Here is an 18680-nt window from a genome sequence, read left to right on the forward strand (position 1 = left end):
CCATGAAACCACTTGCACACTGGATGGCCGCGGCCGTGCTGGCACTGGGCGCAGGGGTAGCCAGCGCCGCCGAAGTCCTGCTCGGTCCGGGCGACGTGGTGCGCCTGTCGGTCTACGGCAGCCCCGATTTGTCGATCGAGACGCGGGTCAGCGAAAGCGGGGCGATTACCTTTCCGCTGCTGGGCCAGGTCGGCATCGGCGGCCTGTCGGTGGCCGCCGCCGAACGCAAGATCGGCAACCTGCTGGAAAAGGGCGGCTACCTGAAAAAGGCCGAGGTCAACATGATCATCACCACCCTGGCCAGCCAGCAGGTGTCGGTGCTGGGCCAGGTCAACCGGCCCGGGCGCTATCCGGTCGAGGGCCGGCGCAAGGTGCTCGACCTGCTGGCCATGGCGGGCGGCGCCAGCGCCGACGGCGGCGACCTGATCAGCCTGGTGCGCACGCGCGACGGCAAGACCACGCGCGAAACCATCGACGTGGTCGACATGGTGCGCAAGGGCGAACTCGACAAGGACTACGAGGTGGCCGGCGGCGACATCATCTTCGTCGAACGGGCGCCGCGCGCCTACGTCACCGGCGAAGTGCAGCGGCCCGGCGCCTTCCGCATCGAGCGCGGCATGACGGTCCAGCAGGCGATTTCCGCAGGCGGCGGCCTGACCCCGCGCGGCAGCGACAGCCGCCTGCGCATCACGCGCCGCGACGCGGCCGGCAACCCGGTCACCATCGAAGCCCGCGCCAGCGACCCGGTGCAGGTCGACGACGTGATCACGGTGCGCGAAAGCTGGTTCTGAGCGGGAGCACGCCATGCACCTCTACCAATTCCTCCTGCTGCTGCGCGCGCGCAGGAAGCTGATCCTGGCCACGCTGTGCACCACCATCCTGCTGGCGCTGGGCTGGAGCCTGGTTCAGGGCAAGACCTATACCGCCACCACCTCGGTGCTGCTGAACTACAAGGGTGTCGACCCGCTGACCGGCCTGACCATGCCCGGCCAGCTGCTGCCCGGCTATATGGCGACCCAGATCGACATCATCAGCAGCAAGAACGTGGCGCTGCGCGTGGTCGAGCGCCTGCGCATGGCCAGCAACCCGGCCGTGATCGCCCAGTTCCAGGAGGCGACCGAGGGCCGCGGCACGGTGCGCGACTGGCTGGCCGATCTGCTGCTGCGCAAGCTCGACATCAAGCCCTCGCGCGAATCGAGCGTGGTCGAGATCAGCTTCAAGGGCGCCGACCCCGGCTTCGCGGCGGCGGTGGCGAATGCCTTTGCCGAGGAATACCAGAACGTCAGCGTGCGCCTGAAAACCGAACCGATGAAAAAGGCATCCAGCTATTTCAACGAGCAGACGAAACAATTGCGCGACAACGTGGAAACCGCGCAGGCGCGCCTGTCCAAGTACCAGCAGGACAAGGGCATCGTCAGCCTCGACAATAACCGCGTCGATATCGAACTCTCGCGCCTGAGCGATTTGTCCGCGCAACTGGTGGCGGCGCAGACGCTGGCGCTGGAAGCCACCTCGCGCGAGCGCATGGCCGGCGGCGGCAATGCCCAGTCGCCGGACGTTGCTAACAACCCGCTGATCCAGAACCTGCGCGTGTCGCTCTCGGCGGCCGAGGCCAAGCTGGCTGAAAGCGCCTCGCGCTATGGCCGCAACCATCCCGCCTACCAGGCCGCCAGCGCCGAAGTGGCCAAGATGCGTTCCGACCTGAACGCGGCGCTGGCGACCGTCTCGCGTAGCGTCGGCGGCAATGCCCAGGTGCTGCGCCAGCGCGAGGAAGACTTGCGCAACGCACTGGCCGCGCAAAAGGCGAAGGTGCTGGAACTGAACCGTACGCGCGACGAGCTCGGCGTGCTGCTGAAAGACCTCGACAGCGCCCAGCGCGCCTTCGACGCCGCCGCTGGGCGCTTCTCGCAGACCCGCATCGAGGCCCAGTCCGAGCAGTCCGACATCGCCGTGCTCAATCCGGCCGTGGCCCCGGCCGAGCCTTCCGGCCCGCGCATCCTGCTCAACACCCTGGTGGCGGTGCTGCTCGGCACCGTGCTCGGCGTCGGGCTGGCGCTGCTGCTCGAATTGCTGAACCGTCCGGTGCGTTCCAGCGGCGACGTCCAGGAACTGCTCGGCATCCCGGTGCTGGGCACGGTGGCCTGGCAGCCGGCGCGCCCGCGCAGCGGCCTGCGCGCCCTGATGGCGCCGCGCCGCCTGCTGCGCCTGAACTAGGAGACATCGATGAATTCCCCTATCCTGTCGCCGTTGCCGGTCGATCCCCTCGATTCCAGCATGGGCGCCCTGCTGGTGGACGCCGGCAAGCTCACGCTCGAGGGCGCCGAGCGCGCCCTGCGCATGCAGAAGGACCTCGGCATCCGCTTCGGCGAGGCCGCCGTGCGCCTGGGCCTGGTGAGCGAGGACGACGTCCAGGAAGCGCTGGCGCGCCAGTTCGCCTACCCATATTTGCCGAAAGGGCAGGCGAATCTGTCGCCGCGCCTGGTGGCCGCCTACGAGCCGTTTTCGCCCCAGGTCGAGTCGCTGCGCGCGATCCGCAGCCAGTTGATGCTGCGCTGGTTTGCGCGTGGGCACCGCGCGCTGGCCGTGCTCGGGGCGGATCCCGACGACGGCGCGGCGCTGTTCGCAGCCAACCTGGCCGTGGTGTTTTCCCAGCTCGGCGAGCAGACCCTGCTGGTCGACGCCAACCTGCGTGCGCCGCGCCAGCACGATGTGTTCGGATTGCGTGCACGCCAGGGCCTGTCCGACCTGCTGGCCGGACGTGCCGACCTCGATGTGGTGCTGCGCGTGGGCGGCTTCGTCGACCTCTCGGTACTGCCGGCCGGCACGTTGCCGCCGAATCCGCAGGAACTGCTCAGCCGCGACACCTTCCGCACGCTCGATGCCTCGCTCGCCAGCCGCTACGACGTGGTGCTGTACGACCTCGCACCCTTCGGCGCCGGAGCCGATGCGCTGGCGGTGGCGGCGCGCGCCGGCGGCGTGCTGCTGGCGGTACGCAAGGACCATACCCGCGTGGTCCAACTGGCGCGCATGAGCGAGCAACTGGCCGAGGCCGGGGCCGAGGTGGTCGGCGCGGTGGTGATGGAGTTTTGAATGACGACCCAGGTGCGTCCCGGACCGGCAGCGCCGCCGCTGGCACCAGCAGCGTCAGGGCCCGCCGATCCGCCACTGCAGGCACGCCTGCGCGCCGCGCTCCCCGAATGGTGGCCGGTGCTGGCCGGGCTGGCAGCGCTGTTCCTGCCGACCATGTATTCGCTGTTCACCGGCGCCTGGATCGGTGAAGAACAGGCGCATGGGCCGATGATCTTCGCGCTGGCATTGTGGCTGGGCTGGCGCAAGTGGCCCGATGCCCTGGCCAGGCCGGCCGCACCGTCCTGGCTGGCCTGGCCGCTGCTGATGCTCGGCCTGGCGCTGTACCTGCTGGGCCGCTCGCAGCAGATATTGATGTTCGAGATCGGCTCCATCATCGTGGTGCTGGCGGCGGTCATGCTGGCCAAGCTGGGCGCGCGCGCCTTGCGCGTGCTGTGGTTTCCCTTCTTCTTCATGCTGTTCATGGTGCCGCTGCCGAGCGAAGTCGTGGCCGCCGTTACCATGCCCATGAAAATGGCGGTGTCCTGGGCCACCGAGCATTTGTTGTTTGCCGCCGGCTACCCGATCGCGCGCTCCGGTGTGATCCTGCAGATCGGCCAATACCAGCTGCTGGTGGCCGACGCCTGCGCCGGCCTGCAGACCCTGCTCACGCTCGAGGCGCTCGGCCTGTTCTACCTGAACCTGATGCGCCATCCTTCGGCCTTCCGCAACATCGGCCTGGCGATCCTGATCATTCCGATCTCGTTTTCCGCGAACGTGATCCGCGTGATCACCCTGACCCTGGTCACCTATTACCTGGGTGACGCCGCCGGCCAGGGTTTCCTGCACGGCTTTGCAGGCATGGTGCTGTTCCTCACCGCGCTGGTGCTGATCCTTGCGGTCGATTCAGGCTTGCAATGGTATGTCGCACGGCGCAGGGGAGGGGCCCGATGAACCGCCGCTTCCTGGCCAGCCTGGTGCTCGGCCTGGGCATGGCCGGCACCTCGGCGCTGACCGGCGCGCTGACGCCCGGCGTCAGGCTGGCCCAGGGTCAGGCGCCGTTCCAGCTCGAGACCATGATCCCGCAGCGCTTCGGCGCCTGGCAGCTCGACCCCAGCGTAGTGCCGCTCACGCCCGATCCCGAGCAGCAGGGCATGCTCAAGAAACTCTACGACCAGACCCTGTCGCGCACCTACATCGATGCGGCGGGACGGCGCGTGATGCTGTCGATTGCCTATGGCGGCGACCAGAGCAAGGCGCTGCAACTGCACCTGCCCGAAGTCTGTTATGTGGCCCAGGGCTTCCAGCTGGTGCGCGACGGCGCCGGCAGCCTGGCCACGCAATACGGCGCGCTGCCGGTCAAGCGCCTGGTGGCGCGCCAGGGGCAGCGCAACGAGCCGATCACCTACTGGATCACGATCGGCGACAAGGCCACGCGTTCGGGCATCGAGCAAAAACTGCGGCGCCTCGCCTACGGCCTGTCGGGCGAGATTCCCGACGGGATGCTGGTGCGGGTGTCCAGCATAGGCGTGGATGACACCCGTGCCTACGCGTTGCAGGACCAGTTCGTGGCCGAGATGCTGGCCGGCCTCGATGCGCCCAGCCGTGCACGCCTGATTGGCGCCTCGGTGGCGGGGCAGGCCGGGCAGGGCGAAGGACCCGCCACGCAGCAGCCGCTGCAGCGGGCGCCTCGGCAACAGGCGCGGCAGGAAGCGCGGCAAGAAGCTCGACAACAAGCGCAACAAGAAGCTCGACAACCAGCGCGGCATGAAGCACATCAAGAGGCGCGGCAAATTGCGCAGCAAGCCGTGGCGCCGGCGGCACAACACCAGGCGCAGCAAGCCGTGGAGCAGACCATGGAGCACAAAACGCGATGAGCGAGACCCTGCTCCAGTACCTGTTCACCTCGCTCCCCTTCATTGTCGTGGTGCTGCTGGCGCTGCTCGCCGTGCTCGGCATCGGCGTCGGCCTGGTGTGGCCGCGCCTGCTCGTCTATCCCTATTTGTGCATCTTCTTCTGGATGAATTCGACCAGCTACGGCAACCTGTCCGTGTTCGCCACCCCCGGCGTCTACAGCCGCGGCTCGGGCATGCTGCTGTTCCCGGTGGTGCTCTGGTACGTGCTCGGCGCCTGGTGCTGCGCGCGCATCGCGGCAGGCTTCAGCGGGGGACTGGCGCCCGGCGCGGCGCAGGGGGGCATGCCGGGCCGGGCGCAGGCGCAGCTAGCCGGTAGCGCAGCGCCCTGCAACCTGCTGCCCTGGTTCTGGGGCTGGACCGTGCTGCTGGCCTGCCACACCGGCGCCGCTTTCATCGCCGGCGTACCGGTCAAGGACGCGCTGGCCCCGTCCGGCTTCTCGAACATCGTCTGGATGGGCCCGCTGGTCGCCCTGATGCTACTCTCGTTCCGCACCCGCGAGCAGGCCCTGGAACTGGCGCGCTTCGTGATGCTGGCGGGCCTGGGCCGCGCCCTGTTCGGCCTGGGACGCTGGGCTGCCTTCGGAGGCGACCCGAACAATGTATACGCGAACATGAACGCGATCCGCATTCGCCTGACATTCTTCGACATCAACGACAGCCTGCTGTGCATGCTGGCCTTTTCGATTGCCGCGGTGCAGTTGTTCCAGGCGGCGCAGGGGCGGCGCGCCACGCTCTGGCGCTTCCTCGAATGGCTGACCCTGGGCGCCACCGCCGCCTGCATCGTGCTGTCCTACCGGCGCAGCGCCTGGTTCGGCTTCATGCTCGGGTTTGCCATCGTGATGCTGCGCTTCCCGCCGCGGCGCCGGGTGCAGCTAGCGCTGGCGGCGCTGCCCCTGGCCGGCGCCGCGCTCGGCTATGCGGCCCTGCGCCGCCTCGGCCAGACGCGCGGCGGCAGCGGCCTGTTCTACGACATGCAGTCGCGCCGCTTCGGCCCCGAGAGCGAACGCGTGCTCGAACTCAAGCTGGTGCTGGGCGACATCCTCGCGAAACCCTTTACCGGCATCGGTTCCTGGGGCCGCTATTCCGGCTACGAACAGATTTCCTGGCAAGCCAATCCGGACGGCGGTCTGTTCCTGCACAGCGGAATCCTGCACGTGGCCCTGAAATGCGGCCTGCCCGGCATCGCGCTGCTGGCCGGGACGGTGGCGGCCTTCGTGCTGGCCGCGCGCCACGCCCTGCGCAGCCTGCCGCCCGAGCTGCTGCCGCTGGGTACGGCGGGCGTGGCGGCGCTGGCCTTTATGATTCCCGACGTGCTGGTCGGCACGCCGTTCCCGCAGGTACGCACCACGCAAATGCTGGCCATCGCGCTGGCGCTGCCCTATGTGGCGCTGGCCGCCGCGGCCCGCCCGGCGCTGCCGGCGCCGCCGTCACGTGCCGGGGCGCCGCGCCTCCGTATCCAGCCGGTGCCGGCCTGAGTGCCGCGTAGACCGCCATGCAACTGCGCCTGTTCCGCAATGCCTGGTCGAACCTGCTCGGAGCGGCGGTGCCGGCATTGGCGGCCCTGGCCACCGTGCCCCTGGTCGTGGCCGGCCTGGGCGAGGCCAACTACGGCCTGTATGCGCTGGTCACGGCCATCGTCGGCTATTTCGCCGTCCTCGACATCAACGTCACCGCCGGCTCGGTGAAATACATCGCCGCCCAGCATGCGCGTGCCGAGGACGAGCAGATCGCCCGCACGCTGAGCTTCGGCGCCGCCATCTACGCGCTGATCGGTGCGCTGGGCGGCTGCGGCCTGTTGTTCGGCGCCCGCTTCCTGGTCGCCAAGGTGTTCGCGGTTCCGCCGCACCTGGCCGCGGACGCCGTCGCCAGCCTGCAGCTGGCCGCGCTCGGCTTTTTCCTGGGCCAACTGCAAAGCTACCTGCACAGCGTGCCGCAGGCGCTGATGCGCTTCGATGTATCCGGACGGCTGGAGATGGTGTTCGGCACCCTGGTGCCGCTGCTGACGGTCGGCGTGCTGATGCTTGGATATGGCCTGTTCGAGATCATCGCGCTGCGCGTGGCGGCGAGCGCCATGCATTGCCTGCTGCTGTGGCGCGGCATCGCACGCCTGCTGCCGGGCCTGCACTGGCGCTGGCCCGGGCGCGCGCTACGGCGCGGCATCCTCGGCTTTTCCGCCTACTCCTTCCTGTCGCGCTTTGCCGCGTTGTCGTATGCCCATGCCGACAAGCTCATCATCGGTGCCTTGGTCGGGGTCACCGGGCTGGCCTATTTCACGGTTGCGGCCACGCTGGCGAACCGGGTGCTGGGCTTGAGCTTCCGCCTGTCCGGCGTGTTCTTCCCGGCGGCGAGCATGCTGGCCGCGGGCGGCGAGCTGGCGCGCCTGGACCACGCCTACCTGAAGGCGACCCGCTACGTGGTCTATCTGAACGCGGCCATGCTGGTGCTGCTGGCGGTGTTTGCGGAACCCCTGCTGCGCTACTGGATGAACCCGGACTTCGCCGCGCATGGCGCCGCCGTGCTGGCGCTGATGGCGCTGGCCCAATTCGTCGATTCCCTTACCAGCCTGCCGTCGCTGGTGAACGACGGCATGGGCCACCCGCGCGTCTCCGGCCTGTTCGCGGTGGCGCGCGCCCTGGCCGGGCTGCTCATCGTCTACCTGGGCGTGGCCGGGTGGGGCATCGCCGGAGCGGCCTGGGGCCACTTGTTTGCTTCCGTGCTGTTCACGGGCGCCTTCCTGGTCTTCGTGCACGGGCGCACGGTGCCGACCCCGCTGGCCCGCCTGTGTGCGCACGGCCTGTTGCCCGGCATGGCGGGCGCCGCCGGCGTGGCGCTGGCGGCGGCGCTGGCCGAAGCCTGGCTGCACCGCGGCGCGCTCGACTTCGTGCTGGTCCTGGCGCTGACCCTGGTGCTGCTGGCGCTGGCCGGCGTGCTGGTCGCCGAGCGCGAGGACCGGCGCTGGGCCTGGGCGCAGCTGCGGCTCCGGCTGCGAGCGCGTATGCGGGCGCGGGCGCGGGCGGGAGGCTAGGGTGCGCATCCTGCTGGTGTCCGAAGACTTGCCCGGCGAGCAGATCGGCGGCCTCGGCAAGCACGTGGTCACGCTCGGTAATGCCTTGCTGGCGCGCGGGCACGAGGTGCGCATCCTCGGCCGCAACGACCGCGGTAATCGACATGACAATCGCCAGGGCAATCACAGCGGTGGAAATACCAGGGGCGTCGGCACCAGAGACGGCAGCACGGGCGGCGCCGGCCATGGTTCCGCCGGCGCCGCGCAAGCCGCGCGCGCCGCGCACGACGCCGCCCGCCAGATCGGCTTCCACGGCACCTTCGTGCCCGGTTTCGACTATGCCCATCCGGGCTGGAAGGAAAGCCAGCTCGGCGTCTTCAATCCGCTGAAGCGCCCCTATTTTGCGCGCAAGATCGGCACCGCCATCAATCGCCACGCCGCCGATGCCGACGTCGTGCACTACCACGGCCATCTGCCGATGGTCGGCCTGCACGTGGCGCCCGGCATGAACTACGTGCAGACCCGGCACGACCAGGGCAGCGAATGCCTGACACACCTGCGTTTTCGCGACGACACACCCTGCACCACGCTGGCGCCGCGCGACTGCTCGGCCTGCATCTGCGCACATGCCGGTCCGCTGCGCAAGAGCGTCACGGCAGTGGCGGTGCGGCGCTACCGCGAACAGACCGCGCGTGCCTTTGCCATGCACAAGACCGTGTTCGTCTCGCACTTCCTGCAGCGCCAGTTCCTGCGCGCCGTGCCGCATGCCGACCTGGCGCGCTGCCGCGTGATTCCGAATTTCGTCGATTATCCGCGCCTGGCCGCCACCGTCGATGGGGCGCTGGCGCCGGTGGCCGGGCGCGTGGTGCTGGTCGGCCGGGTCGATGCCGGCAAGGGCTTCGGCGAATTCCTGGCCGCCGCTGCAGGGCGCCTGCCCGAGCTGGCGCAGGTGCTGGTGGCCGGCGACGGTCCGCAGCGCCCGCTGCTCGAAGGCCGCCATGCGGGGCCGGGCGTGCGCTTTCTCGGCTGGCAAGATTATCCGGGCGCGCTGGCCCTGGCCGCCAGCGCCCATGTGTGCGTGGTGCCCTCGGTATGCGAGGAAGCCTGCAGCACCACGGTGCTGGAAGCGCTGGCCCTGGGCCGGCCCTGCATTGCGCTGGCGCGCGGCGGCACGCCGGAACTGGCCGCCTACCAGCAGTATCCAGGCCAGTTGCAATTGGCCTGGAGCATGCCCGACCTGGTCGCGCGTGTGCGCCGCCAACTGGCCACGCCGCCGGCCCGGCGCGCCCGTGCCGCCGCGTTCGGCACCGACGCCGCCCACATCCTTCCCCGCCTGCTGGAGCTGTATGCCGAATGAATTGCTGAATGAACTCCCCAAGCCACCGCGCTTCTCGATCGTCACCTGCACCTGGAACAGCGGTGCGACCCTGGCCGACACCCTGGCCTCGGTACGCACGCAAACCTGCCAGGACCTCGAGCACATCTTCGTCGACGCCGGGTCGAGCGACGCCACCCTCGGCCTGATCGACGCCCACCCGGTCCCCAGGCGCATACTGCACGGCGTGGACGGCGGCATCAGCCGCGCCATGAATGCCGGCATCCTGGCCGCGCGCGGCGACTACATCGCCCACCTGCATTCCGACGATTACTATTTCGCTTCCGACGTGCTGGACAGGGTGGCGCGCTGCATCGACGAGACTGGCGCGGCCTGGGTGGTGGGCCAGGTGCGCGTGCTGAAGAATGGCCGGCTGGCCGAACCCTACCCGATGCGGCCTTTCAGCTACCGCGCCTATGCCTCCGGCCACGCGGCGATCGCCCATCCGGCGGTGTTCGTGCGGCGCGACCTGTTCGCGCAGGTGGGCCTGTTCGACGAGGGCCTGCGCTATGCCATGGACATTGACCTCTGGCTGCGCCTGGCCGCGCATGCGGCGCCGGTCCAGCTCGCCCAGCCGCTGACGGTGTTCCGCGAGCATGCCGGCAGCGTGTCGAGCGCCAACAAGCTGCGTGCGCGCCAGGAAGAATTCGCGGTGCGGCGCCGCTACCTGCACAAGGCGCCGCTCGCGTTCGCCATTTACTGCCTGCGCTACCTGAAACGCCTGCGCGCCTGCGCAGCCTGAACATGCTGGCGTAACAATCAATTGCCCGTACAAAAACGAAAGTTGGCAGAGCGTCTTTGCGAACACAACACAGCTATTACCACTGTGAAAATGATGCTGAAACAAGCTTAATATTCTGGCGTTGGATTTCTGCGATGCACACAAAAAAAGGATGATTTCGGGAAAAAAGTTGCCGCTGTTCAATTTCTTACTGCGGTAACATCAGTTTGTAGCGATCGACATTTGTTCAGTAAAAGTCTCGATCGTCGGCAATATCGGGCCATCCACCGTGTTTGGTCCCCTCGACAAGTCATCCCATCGTCCGGAGCATCATTCAATGAAATTCAACCGACAGGGCCTGTTGCAGGCCCTCGCCCTGGCGTCCCTGTGCGCACTGTCGCTGAACGCGCGTGCCGACTGGGCGCAGTCGACCGACCCGCTGATCGTCCAGCCCGGTCCCACCGACAATGCCGTGCAGGCCCAGAATCCGCCCGGCTTCACCTGGGCGCGCCACCCGACGGGGCCGGCCGCCTACGAAATCGAGATCACCCCGGTTGGCAGCGCGCCGGTCAAGGCTATCGTCGAACGCAACTGGTACCTGCCGGCCAAGGCGCTTCCGCTGGGCAGCTACAGCTGGCGCGTGCGTCCGAACGGCAGCAACGACTGGTCCAGCCCGCGCAGCTTCCAGCTCACCAGCCGATCCACCGTGTTCGAAGTGCCCGACAACGCCACGCTGCGCAACCGCATCGCCGCCAAGGCGCGCCCGCGCGCGCTGCCACCCTCGTTCACCCTGTATACAAGCTGGAATGCTGCCAAGAAGGCCGAGCTCGACCCTTACGTGAGCCGCATGACCAACGAGATCAAGCTCCAGATCAATGCGTTGCCGCTGCTGAACGACGCGCGCTGGCCGATCGCCATTACCACGCCGCTGACGGCTGCGATGGCCTCGCAGCAGACCGACATCCGCCAGCGCATCAACGAAGCCAGCCGCCAGCTGGAAGCGGCCGCCATCATGTGGCGCATGAAGCGCGATCCGATGTTCCTGAACGAAGCCCTGCGCAAGGGCGACCAGCTGGCCAGCCTGAATCCGACCGGCCCGACCAGCTATGCCAACCAGGACCAGGCCACGCGCCAGATCTCGGTGTCCCTGATCAAGGCCGTCGACAGCCTGGCCGGCGACCTGGACGCGCCGCGCAAGGCGCGCTGGCTGGAAACCGTGCGCGTGCGCACCGAGGAAATCTACCGCAACCTGGCGGGCGACAACGGCCGTCTCGACCAGTACCCCTTCGATTCGCACGGCAACACCAGCCTGGTGTTCCTGGTGCTGATTTCCTCGCTGTCGCTGGGCGACATCCCGGAAGCGCAGAAGTGGTTCGACTTCTCGTTCCGCGCCTATGCGAATGCGCCGTCGCCCTGGGCCGGCCCGGAAGGCGGCTTCGCCAACGGCACCGCCTATGCTGAGTACGCGGCCGGCTACCTGGTGCAATTGTGGGACCCGCTGACCCAGGCCACCGGCGTGAATTTCTATGCTAAACCCTGGGCCCTGGGTTTCCTGGACTTCGCCACTCAGTTCACGCCGCCGGGATCGAAGATCCACGCCTTTGGCGACGGCTCCGAGACCAAGCCCGACACCCGCGTGTTCCACGCCTTCGGTTCGCGCATGGTGTCGCCGCGCGCGGCCTGGTACGTGGACAAGCTGGGCGGCACCGAAGACACGCTGTCGCTGCTGCAGGCGCCGTATCCGATGCCGGTGGCCGACACCAAAACCCAGGCGCCGCCGTCGAGCAGCGCCTATTACCCGAGCATCGGCTGGGTTTCGATGCACAGCGACATCGGCTCGACCGCGCGCAGTTCGCTCTACTTCAAGTCCAGCCCGTATGGCTCCTTCAACCATAGCCATGGCGACCAGAACGGCATCCTGCTGTCGGTGGCCGGCCAGCCGCTGCTGGTGAAAGCCGGCTGGTACGACTGGTACGGCTCGCCCTACTGGACCGACTGGTACCACCAGAGCCGCTCGCAGAACGCCATCACCTTCGACGGCGGCAAGGGGCAACTGGTGAACGGCTACCGCGAGCAGCTGCAGCGCAACGGCAAGATCACGGCGTTCTCGGCCCAGCCGGGCTACGACTATGCCGAAGGCGATGCCACCGCGGCCTATGGCGGCCAGTTGACCATGGCCAAGCGCCAGGTCTGGCACCTGCGCAATGCCGGGAATGCGATCCTGGTGCGCGACCGCCTGTCCGCGAGCGTGCCGCACACCTATGAATTCAACCTGCATGCCCCGGTGGCGATGACGGTGGAAAACACGGGCGCGGTGAAGATCGCCGCCAACGGCCAGTCGGTCTGCGTGCGCAGCCTGAACGGCAACGCCAGCTTCGCCAAATGGGCCGGCCCGGCGCCGAAACCCGGCGTCACCGAGGACCACGGCGCCTTCTACCTGCCGAACGACGGCAAGTCGACCGCCGAATTCCTGGTGCTGCTCGACGTCGGCTGCAAGCGCCCGCCGGTGCAGGTGGCGGCCTCGGGTTCGGTACGCACGGTCACGGTGGCGGGGCAGGCGGTCACGCTGAACTAAGCCGAGCGGTTCTGCCCCTGTGCTTGCCGCAGCGGGTTGTATCGGTAGCAAAATCCCCACAGCCTGCATGCTGTGGGGATTTTTTTTATCCCCACAGCCCGTGGCTTTCCAGCGCCGAATAGTTCGCGCGCTTGAGCGGCCGCAAAGGCGCCGTGCGCTCGCTTGCCGCGGCCGCGTTTCGGGCAGCGCGCTGCGCTAGTATCGATCGGTCATCACCAGCCGACACCGACATGCGCTCCAGTCCGCTATCGATTGCCTACATCGTCCGCGACCCCTTGCCGCCGCGCCGGGCCGACGTGCTGACCCTGTTCGGCGACGAATTGCCGCGCCACGGCGTGCATGCCGAACTCGTCGGGCAGGCCGGCCCCGATGCCGCCGACGGCCCCGATGGCTCGGATGGCACCGGCAGCACGGGGCAGCCGGACCGGGGCGGCATGCAGGTGGTCGGCCGCCTGGGCAGCCGTTTCGCCGCCGTATGCTCTCCGTTCTGGGACGTGCTGGGCCTGCTGCGCGCCTGGCGCCGCGTGCGTCCGGGCTGCGTCCAGGTGCGCGACAAGATCGCCAGCGCCTTCATGGCCTGGCTGGCCGCGCGCCTGCTGGGCGTGCCTTTTGTCTACTGGATGTCGTTCCCGATCGTCGAAGGCTTCGAGGTGCGGCGCGACGCCATCGGCAAGCGGGGCAGGGGAGCGCTGTGGCTGGCGCACGCGCTGCGGGCGCAGGCCTCGCGCCTGCTGCTGTACCGCCTGGTGCTGCCGCGCGCCGACCACGTGTTCGTACAGAGCGAGGCGATGCGCGCCTGGCTGGCCGGGAGCGGCATTGCCCCTGGCCGCATGACGGCGGTGCCGATGGGCGTGGACAGCGCCGTGTTCGCGCGCAGCGCCATCGTCCCCAGCACCGACCCGCGCCTGGACGGGCGGCGCGTGGTCGTCTACCTCGGCAGCGTGGCGCAATCGCGCCAGTCCGGCTTCCTGCTCGACGTCGCGCTGCTGCTGCGCGCGCGCCTGCCCGAGGTCTTGCTGGTGATCGCCGGCGACGCCCCCTCGCTCGACGAAATGGCCTGGATGCGGCGCGAGATCGCCAGCCTGAAGCTCGGCGAACACGTACTGCTCACCGGCTGGCTGCCCCAGCGCGAGGCACTCGGCTATGCCGTGCGCGCCGAGGTCGGGCTGTCGCCGATTCCGCGCGGGGTGCTGTTCGACGTGTCTTCTCCCACCAAGCTGGTCGAGTACCTGGCGCTGGGCATCCCGAGTGTGGCCAACGACATTCCCGACCAGGCCCTGGTCCTGGAGGAAAGCGGGGCCGGGCTGTGCGTGCCGATGCAGGCCGGGGCCTTTGCCGAGGCCACGCTGCGACTGCTGGACGACCGTGCGCTGGCGGCCGCGCTGGCTGCGCGCGGGCCGCCCTGGGTAGACGCGCACCGCAGCTACGCGATCCTCGGCCGCAAGGTCGCGCAGGCCTACAGCGCCATCTGCCCGCCATGTGGACCTACTCGCTGAAATTCACGCTGCGCTCGCTGGTGCGCGAGCTGCTGCGCGGTTTCTGGGGCCGCTACCTCGTGTACCCGCGCCTGGCCGCCGTGGAGCGCTCGGCGGCGCTGCTGAACGCCTCGATCGCGCGCCGCGCGCGCCGCATCGGCGTGCCCGTGGAGCCGGACGGCACCCGCCTGCGCCGCCTCGGTCCCGGCGCGGCGCTGCTGGACAAGAGCGAGCTGCGGCGCCACCCGGAGCGCTTCCTGCGTGCGCGCAGCCTGGGTACGCTGCTGCGCAACACGATCCGCACCAGCGGCACCTCGGGCAGCCCGCTGGCGCTGGTGCAGACCCTGGGCGCCGTGATCCGCGAAGAAGGCTTCATCCAGCGCCAGCTGGCCTGGATCGGCTGGCGCCACGGCCAGCGGCGCGCCTGGATCCGCGGCGAGATCGTCTGCCCGCCGCAGCCGCCCGACGGGCGCTACTGGTGCCACGACCGCTTCGGCAAGATACTCATGATGTCGTCCTACCATTTGTCGAACGCCACCATCGGCGCCTATGTCGGCGCGCTCGAGCGGCACGACCCGGTGGTCATCCACGCCTACCCGTCCTCGGTCGGCACTCTCGCTGCCTGGCTGAACGCGGCCGGGCAGCGCTACCGGGGCCGGGCCCTGCGCGGCGTGCTGACGTCGTCGGAAACCCTGGAGCCGGAAGTGCGCGCGTCCGTCGAAACCGCCTTCGGCGTGCCGGTCTACGACTGGTACGGCCAGGCCGAACGGGTGGCGGCGATCGGCAGCTGCGAGCGCGGCAACTACCACGTGCTGACCGATTACGGCGCCGTCGAATTGCTGGAAGGCGAGGACGGCAGCTGCGAACTGATCGGCACCACGCTGAACAATGCGGCCATGCCCCTGGTGCGCTACCGCACCGGCGACCGCGTCGTGCCCGGGAATGGCCGGCCCTGCGCCTGCGGCCGGGTCTTTCCCACCGTGAAAGCCGTCATCGGGCGCCAGGAACGCACCGTGACCCTGCCCGACGGCCGGGTCATTGCCCGCCTCGACCGCGTGTTCCAGGGCCATGAACGCGGCCTGCTTGAGGGCCAGGTGTTGTATCGCGGCGACGCCCGCTTCGTGCTGCGCGTGGTCGCCACCGAGGCCTTCGGCGCGGCCGACGAAGCGGCCCTGCTGGACAAATTCTTCCTGCGTGTACCCGGCGTGGAGGCAGGCGTGGAGCGGGTTGCGGCGATCCCGCGCGGGCCGAACGGCAAGTACGAATTTATTGCTTTTGAAATGTGAATTCTGTGGCGAACCGTGCGCGGGAGGGGAAATTCTTGATGTATGATCGAAATATTGTACCTTTATTAAGAAACGTGAACCACTTCCCTCGCACCAGATTGTTGCCAACGCCTGCCGGAGCCTGCGCATGAAAGCGCGCGCGCCGCGCATCCTGATGGTCGGCACGGCCCTCGACGGGCGGGGTGGGGTGGCAGCGGTATTGTCGGTACTGCGTGCCGGCGGCCTGTTCGAACGCGAGGCGGTGCGCTACGTCAGCACCCACCGCGAGGGCGGCACCCTGGCCAAGCTGTGCCACGCCAGCGCCGGCCTCGGGGCCACGCTGGCGGCCTGCCTGCTGCGGCGTCCGGCCATCGTCCACGCCCATGCTTCCTCGGGAGCCAGTTTCGTGCGTAAGTCGCTGGTGCTGCTGCTGGCGCGCGCCAGCGGCTGCAAGACCATTTTCCACCTGCATGGCGGCACCTTCCGCGAATACGCACTGGAGCGCTCCGGCGCCCTGATGCGGCGCTGGATCCGCCATACCCTCGAACGCAGCTCGCTCGTCATCGCCCTGTCCGACAGCTGGGCCGCCTTTCTCGAAGGCTTCGCGCCCAAGGCGCGCGTGGCCGTGGTGCCGAACGCGGTGCCCCTGCCTCCGGCAAGCGCCACCGCCCCGGCAAGCTTGGCAGACCCGGCAGATTCGCACGCCGCCGTCCCCGGCCGTATCCTGTTCCTCGGCCGGCTCGAAGCCGCCAAGGGCACGGCCGAGCTGCTGGACGCCGTTGCGCAACTGGCGCCGCGTTTTCCGCAGCTGCGCCTGGTGATGGGCGGCAGCGGCGACCTGGAAGGATTCCGGCGCGACGCCGAACGGCGCGGTATCGCGGCGCGCATCGACCTGCCCGGCTGGCTGGACGCCGCCGCGCGCGACGCCGAACTGGCGCGCGCCAGCGTGTTCTGCCTGCCTTCGCATGCCGAGGGCTTGCCGATGGCGGTGCTGGAAGCGATGGCGGCCGGCAAGGCGGTGGTGGCCAGCAGCGTGGGCGGCATTCCGGAACTGGTGCGCGACGGCGAGAATGGCCTGCTGGTGCCGCCGCGCGACGGCGCCGCCCTGGCTTGCGCCCTCGCGCGCCTGCTCGAGGACGAGGGCCTGCGCAGCCGGCTCGGCGCCAGCGCACGCAAGACAGTGGAAGCGCAGTATTCGACACAGGCAGTCTGCGGCCGCCTGGCCGCGATCTACAACGATTTGGCGGGGACGCGATGAACGCAACAGTACGCATGGTTTGGCTGGTCAACCGTTTGCGCTGCATGTCGGTGGCCGAGATCGGCTACCGGGTGCGCCAGGCAGCGCGCACAAGGATGAGCCGGGGCGCCGCCCACCGGGCCGCGCCCGCGCCCATGCCGCGCGCCCGCACCTTCGACGTCCACGGCGCCCCGGCGCTCGATCCAGTCCAGATCGAGGCCCTGCTGGCCGAAGCCGACCGCGTCTGCGCCGGCCACGTGGTGCTGTTTGCCGACCGCAGCTTCGACGTCGGCGTGCCCACCGTCTGGAACCGCGACCCCGACAGCGGCATCACCGGCCCTGCGGTATTCTCGGGCGACATCGCCATCGACAAGCAGGAACTGGTCGGCGACATCAAGCACGTCTGGGAACTGAACCGCCACCTGCACCTGGTGCGCCTGGCCCAGGCCTGGAGCGTGTCGGGCGAGGTGCGCTGGCTGCACGCGCTCGAGCAGCAGCTGCGCAGCTGGCTCGACCAGTGCCCGCCGCTCACCGGCCCCAACTGGACCAGCCCGCTCGAAATGGGCATCCGCCTGGTCAACTGGGCCTTGCTGTGGCAACTGGTGGGCGGCGAGTCCAGCAGCCTGTTCGCCGGCGAATCCGGCGGACGCCTGCGCGCCGACTGGCTCGACAGCATCCACGCCCACTGCCGCACGATCGCGCGCAATTTGTCGCGCCATTCCTCGGCCAACAACCACCTGATCGGCGAACTCACCGGCCTGTTCGTCGGCGCCTCGGTCTGGCCTTGCTGGAAGGAATCCGGCGCCTGGATGGAGCAGGCGCGGCGCGAGCTCGAGCAGCAATCGCGCCTGCAATACTCGCTCGACGGCGTCAACAAGGAACAGGCCTTTGCCTACCACGTGTTCTCGGCCGAATTCCTGTTCGTGGCCGGCCTGGTGGGGCAGGCAACCGGCGTGCCGTTCTCGCGCAACTACTGGGGCGTGCTGCAGCGCGCGCTGCGCTTCCTGCGCTCGGTGCGCGACGTCGGCGGCCACGTGCCGATGGTGGGCGACGCCGACGACGGCATCGTGTTCCGCCTCGACGCCGCCGGCAGCGACCGCGCCGCGCAACTGCTGGCGCTGGGCGATACCGTGTTCGGCGCCGCCCCCGACAACCACCCCGGCGTGCGCTGGCTGCTGCACGCGCTGCCCGGGCGCCGTCCCGACGCCGACGCCCACGAGCCGGACACCGGCTGGGCCTTCCCCGACGGCGGCTACTTCCTGTTCGGTTCGCACTTCGGCGCGCCCGACGAAATCAAGGGCATGCTCGACTGCGGCCCGCTCGGCTACCTCGGCATCGCCGCCCACGGCCACGCCGACGCCCTGTCGATGACGCTGTCGGTGGCAGGGGAAGAGGTGCTGGTCGATCCCGGCACCTATTCTTACTGGCAAGACCAGAAGTGGCGCGACTACTTCCGTGGGACCTCGGCCCACAACACGGTGCGCATCGACGGCCGCGATCAGTCGGTCTCGGGCGGGCGCTTCCTGTGGCTGAGAAAAGCGCGCGCCAGCATCGAGCGCATGCCGACCTCGCCCCACGAATTCGATTTCCGCGGCTCGCACGACGGTTACGCGCGCCTGGCGGACCCGGTGCGCCACGTGCGCAGCGTGCGTTTCGATGCCGCCAGCTCCACGCTCACCGTGCGCGACGAAGTGGCCGGCAAGCGGCCGCATCCAATGGAGCTGTTCTGGCACTTCGCACCGGAACTGAACGTACGCCTGACCAGCACCGGCCTGCACGTGCGCGGCAAGCGCTTTGCCCTGCAGATGCAGGCCAGCGGCGCCGATTTGAAGCTGGAACTGGTGCGCGGCGCCGAAAACCCGCCGCTGGGCTGGTATTCGCGCTGCTACGAATCGAAAGAGCCGTGCGACGTGCTGCGCATCAGCACCGTATCGTCCGCCGTTCCTGTCGAGTGCAGGTTTACAATAACGTTTTTCTAATTAGTTTCAAACCTGTTAAGTTTTATACGTTTAAGTTCTCATCAATACCGTTTCTATAATTACTACA

The 18680-nt window shown here is 68.8% G+C and carries 14 protein-coding genes; all 14 read left to right on the forward strand.

The window, feature by feature from the left end:
- The first annotated feature begins 2 nt into the window (after positions 1–2).
- The 14 genes from epsE to LK540_RS18530 all read left to right on the forward strand — a co-directional run bounded on the left by epsE (position 3) and on the right by LK540_RS18530 (position 18613).
- Positions 3–791, forward strand: a complete 789-nt coding sequence (gene epsE, locus LK540_RS18465) for a polysaccharide export protein EpsE (protein WP_229438775.1) — start codon at positions 3–5, stop codon at positions 789–791.
- Positions 792–804: 13 nt separating this feature from the next.
- Positions 805–2214, forward strand: coding sequence for a chain length determinant protein EpsF (epsF, locus tag LK540_RS18470; protein ID WP_229438776.1), 1410 nt, complete (start codon positions 805–807; stop codon positions 2212–2214).
- 9 nt (positions 2215–2223) lie between these two features.
- On the forward strand, positions 2224–3090 hold the full coding sequence (gene epsG / locus LK540_RS18475) for a chain length determinant protein tyrosine kinase EpsG (RefSeq protein WP_229438777.1): 867 nt from the start codon (positions 2224–2226) through the stop codon (positions 3088–3090).
- Entirely contained in the window at positions 3091–4020 is a 930-nt protein-coding gene (gene xrtB, locus LK540_RS18480; protein WP_229438778.1) for an exosortase B, read from the forward strand.
- Positions 4017–4943: an exosortase-associated protein EpsI, B-type gene (gene epsI, locus LK540_RS18485; RefSeq protein ID WP_229438779.1), complete on the forward strand. Its 927-nt coding sequence runs from the start codon at positions 4017–4019 to the stop codon at positions 4941–4943. Before xrtB ends, epsI begins: the two co-directional genes overlap by 4 nt.
- Positions 4940–6457, forward strand: coding sequence for an O-antigen ligase (locus tag LK540_RS18490; RefSeq protein ID WP_229438780.1), 1518 nt, complete (start codon positions 4940–4942; stop codon positions 6455–6457). The genes epsI and LK540_RS18490 overlap by 4 nt, the downstream gene beginning before the upstream one ends.
- Before the next feature lie 17 nt (positions 6458–6474).
- Positions 6475–8007, forward strand: a complete 1533-nt coding sequence (locus LK540_RS18495; protein WP_229438781.1) for a lipopolysaccharide biosynthesis protein — start codon at positions 6475–6477, stop codon at positions 8005–8007.
- A gap of 1 nt (position 8008) precedes the next feature.
- On the forward strand, positions 8009–9343 hold the full coding sequence (locus LK540_RS18500; RefSeq protein ID WP_229438782.1) for a glycosyltransferase family 4 protein: 1335 nt from the start codon (positions 8009–8011) through the stop codon (positions 9341–9343).
- On the forward strand, positions 9333–10103 hold the full coding sequence (locus tag LK540_RS18505) for a glycosyltransferase family 2 protein (RefSeq protein WP_229438783.1): 771 nt from the start codon (positions 9333–9335) through the stop codon (positions 10101–10103). Before LK540_RS18500 ends, LK540_RS18505 begins: the two co-directional genes overlap by 11 nt.
- Positions 10104–10419: 316 nt before the next feature.
- Complete coding sequence (locus LK540_RS18510; RefSeq protein ID WP_229438784.1) at positions 10420–12657, forward strand: heparinase II/III family protein; 2238 nt, start codon at positions 10420–10422, stop codon at positions 12655–12657.
- A 230-nt stretch (positions 12658–12887) separates the two neighbouring features.
- Positions 12888–14153, forward strand: a complete 1266-nt coding sequence (locus LK540_RS18515) for a glycosyltransferase (RefSeq protein WP_229438785.1) — start codon at positions 12888–12890, stop codon at positions 14151–14153.
- A complete protein-coding gene (locus LK540_RS18520) occupies positions 14135–15418 on the forward strand; it encodes a phenylacetate--CoA ligase family protein (RefSeq protein ID WP_229438786.1) in 1284 nt (427 codons plus the stop codon). Before LK540_RS18515 ends, LK540_RS18520 begins: the two co-directional genes overlap by 19 nt.
- Positions 15419–15545: 127 nt before the next feature.
- On the forward strand, positions 15546–16655 hold the full coding sequence (locus LK540_RS18525) for a glycosyltransferase family 4 protein (protein WP_229438787.1): 1110 nt from the start codon (positions 15546–15548) through the stop codon (positions 16653–16655).
- On the forward strand, positions 16652–18613 hold the full coding sequence (locus LK540_RS18530) for an alginate lyase family protein (RefSeq protein WP_229438788.1): 1962 nt from the start codon (positions 16652–16654) through the stop codon (positions 18611–18613). The genes LK540_RS18525 and LK540_RS18530 overlap by 4 nt, the downstream gene beginning before the upstream one ends.
- Positions 18614–18680: the final 67 nt, after the last annotated feature.

Origin of the sequence: Massilia sp. IC2-278 (assembly GCF_020708045.1) — a bacterium.
Classification (GTDB): Bacteria; Pseudomonadota; Gammaproteobacteria; order Burkholderiales; family Burkholderiaceae_D; genus Telluria.

What these genes read in the sequence shown, in the direction of transcription:
- LK540_RS18525 (WP_229438787.1), top strand. Translation starts at nt 15,546, where the DNA reads ATGAAAGCGCGCGCGCCGCGCATCCTGATGGTCGGCACGGCCCTCGAC.
- epsF (WP_229438776.1), top strand. Translation starts at nt 805, where the DNA reads ATGCACCTCTACCAATTCCTCCTGCTGCTGCGCGCGCGCAGGAAGCTG.
- epsI (WP_229438779.1), top strand. Translation starts at nt 4,017, where the DNA reads ATGAACCGCCGCTTCCTGGCCAGCCTGGTGCTCGGCCTGGGCATGGCC.
- LK540_RS18515 (WP_229438785.1), top strand. Translation starts at nt 12,888, where the DNA reads ATGCGCTCCAGTCCGCTATCGATTGCCTACATCGTCCGCGACCCCTTG.
- xrtB (WP_229438778.1), top strand. Translation starts at nt 3,091, where the DNA reads ATGACGACCCAGGTGCGTCCCGGACCGGCAGCGCCGCCGCTGGCACCA.
- LK540_RS18495 (WP_229438781.1), top strand. Translation starts at nt 6,475, where the DNA reads ATGCAACTGCGCCTGTTCCGCAATGCCTGGTCGAACCTGCTCGGAGCG.
- LK540_RS18490 (WP_229438780.1), top strand. Translation starts at nt 4,940, where the DNA reads ATGAGCGAGACCCTGCTCCAGTACCTGTTCACCTCGCTCCCCTTCATT.
- LK540_RS18510 (WP_229438784.1), top strand. Translation starts at nt 10,420, where the DNA reads ATGAAATTCAACCGACAGGGCCTGTTGCAGGCCCTCGCCCTGGCGTCC.
- LK540_RS18505 (WP_229438783.1), top strand. Translation starts at nt 9,333, where the DNA reads ATGCCGAATGAATTGCTGAATGAACTCCCCAAGCCACCGCGCTTCTCG.
- epsG (WP_229438777.1), top strand. Translation starts at nt 2,224, where the DNA reads ATGAATTCCCCTATCCTGTCGCCGTTGCCGGTCGATCCCCTCGATTCC.
- LK540_RS18530 (WP_229438788.1), top strand. Translation starts at nt 16,652, where the DNA reads ATGAACGCAACAGTACGCATGGTTTGGCTGGTCAACCGTTTGCGCTGC.
- LK540_RS18520 (WP_229438786.1), top strand. Translation starts at nt 14,135, where the DNA reads ATGTGGACCTACTCGCTGAAATTCACGCTGCGCTCGCTGGTGCGCGAG.
- epsE (WP_229438775.1), top strand. Translation starts at nt 3, where the DNA reads ATGAAACCACTTGCACACTGGATGGCCGCGGCCGTGCTGGCACTGGGC.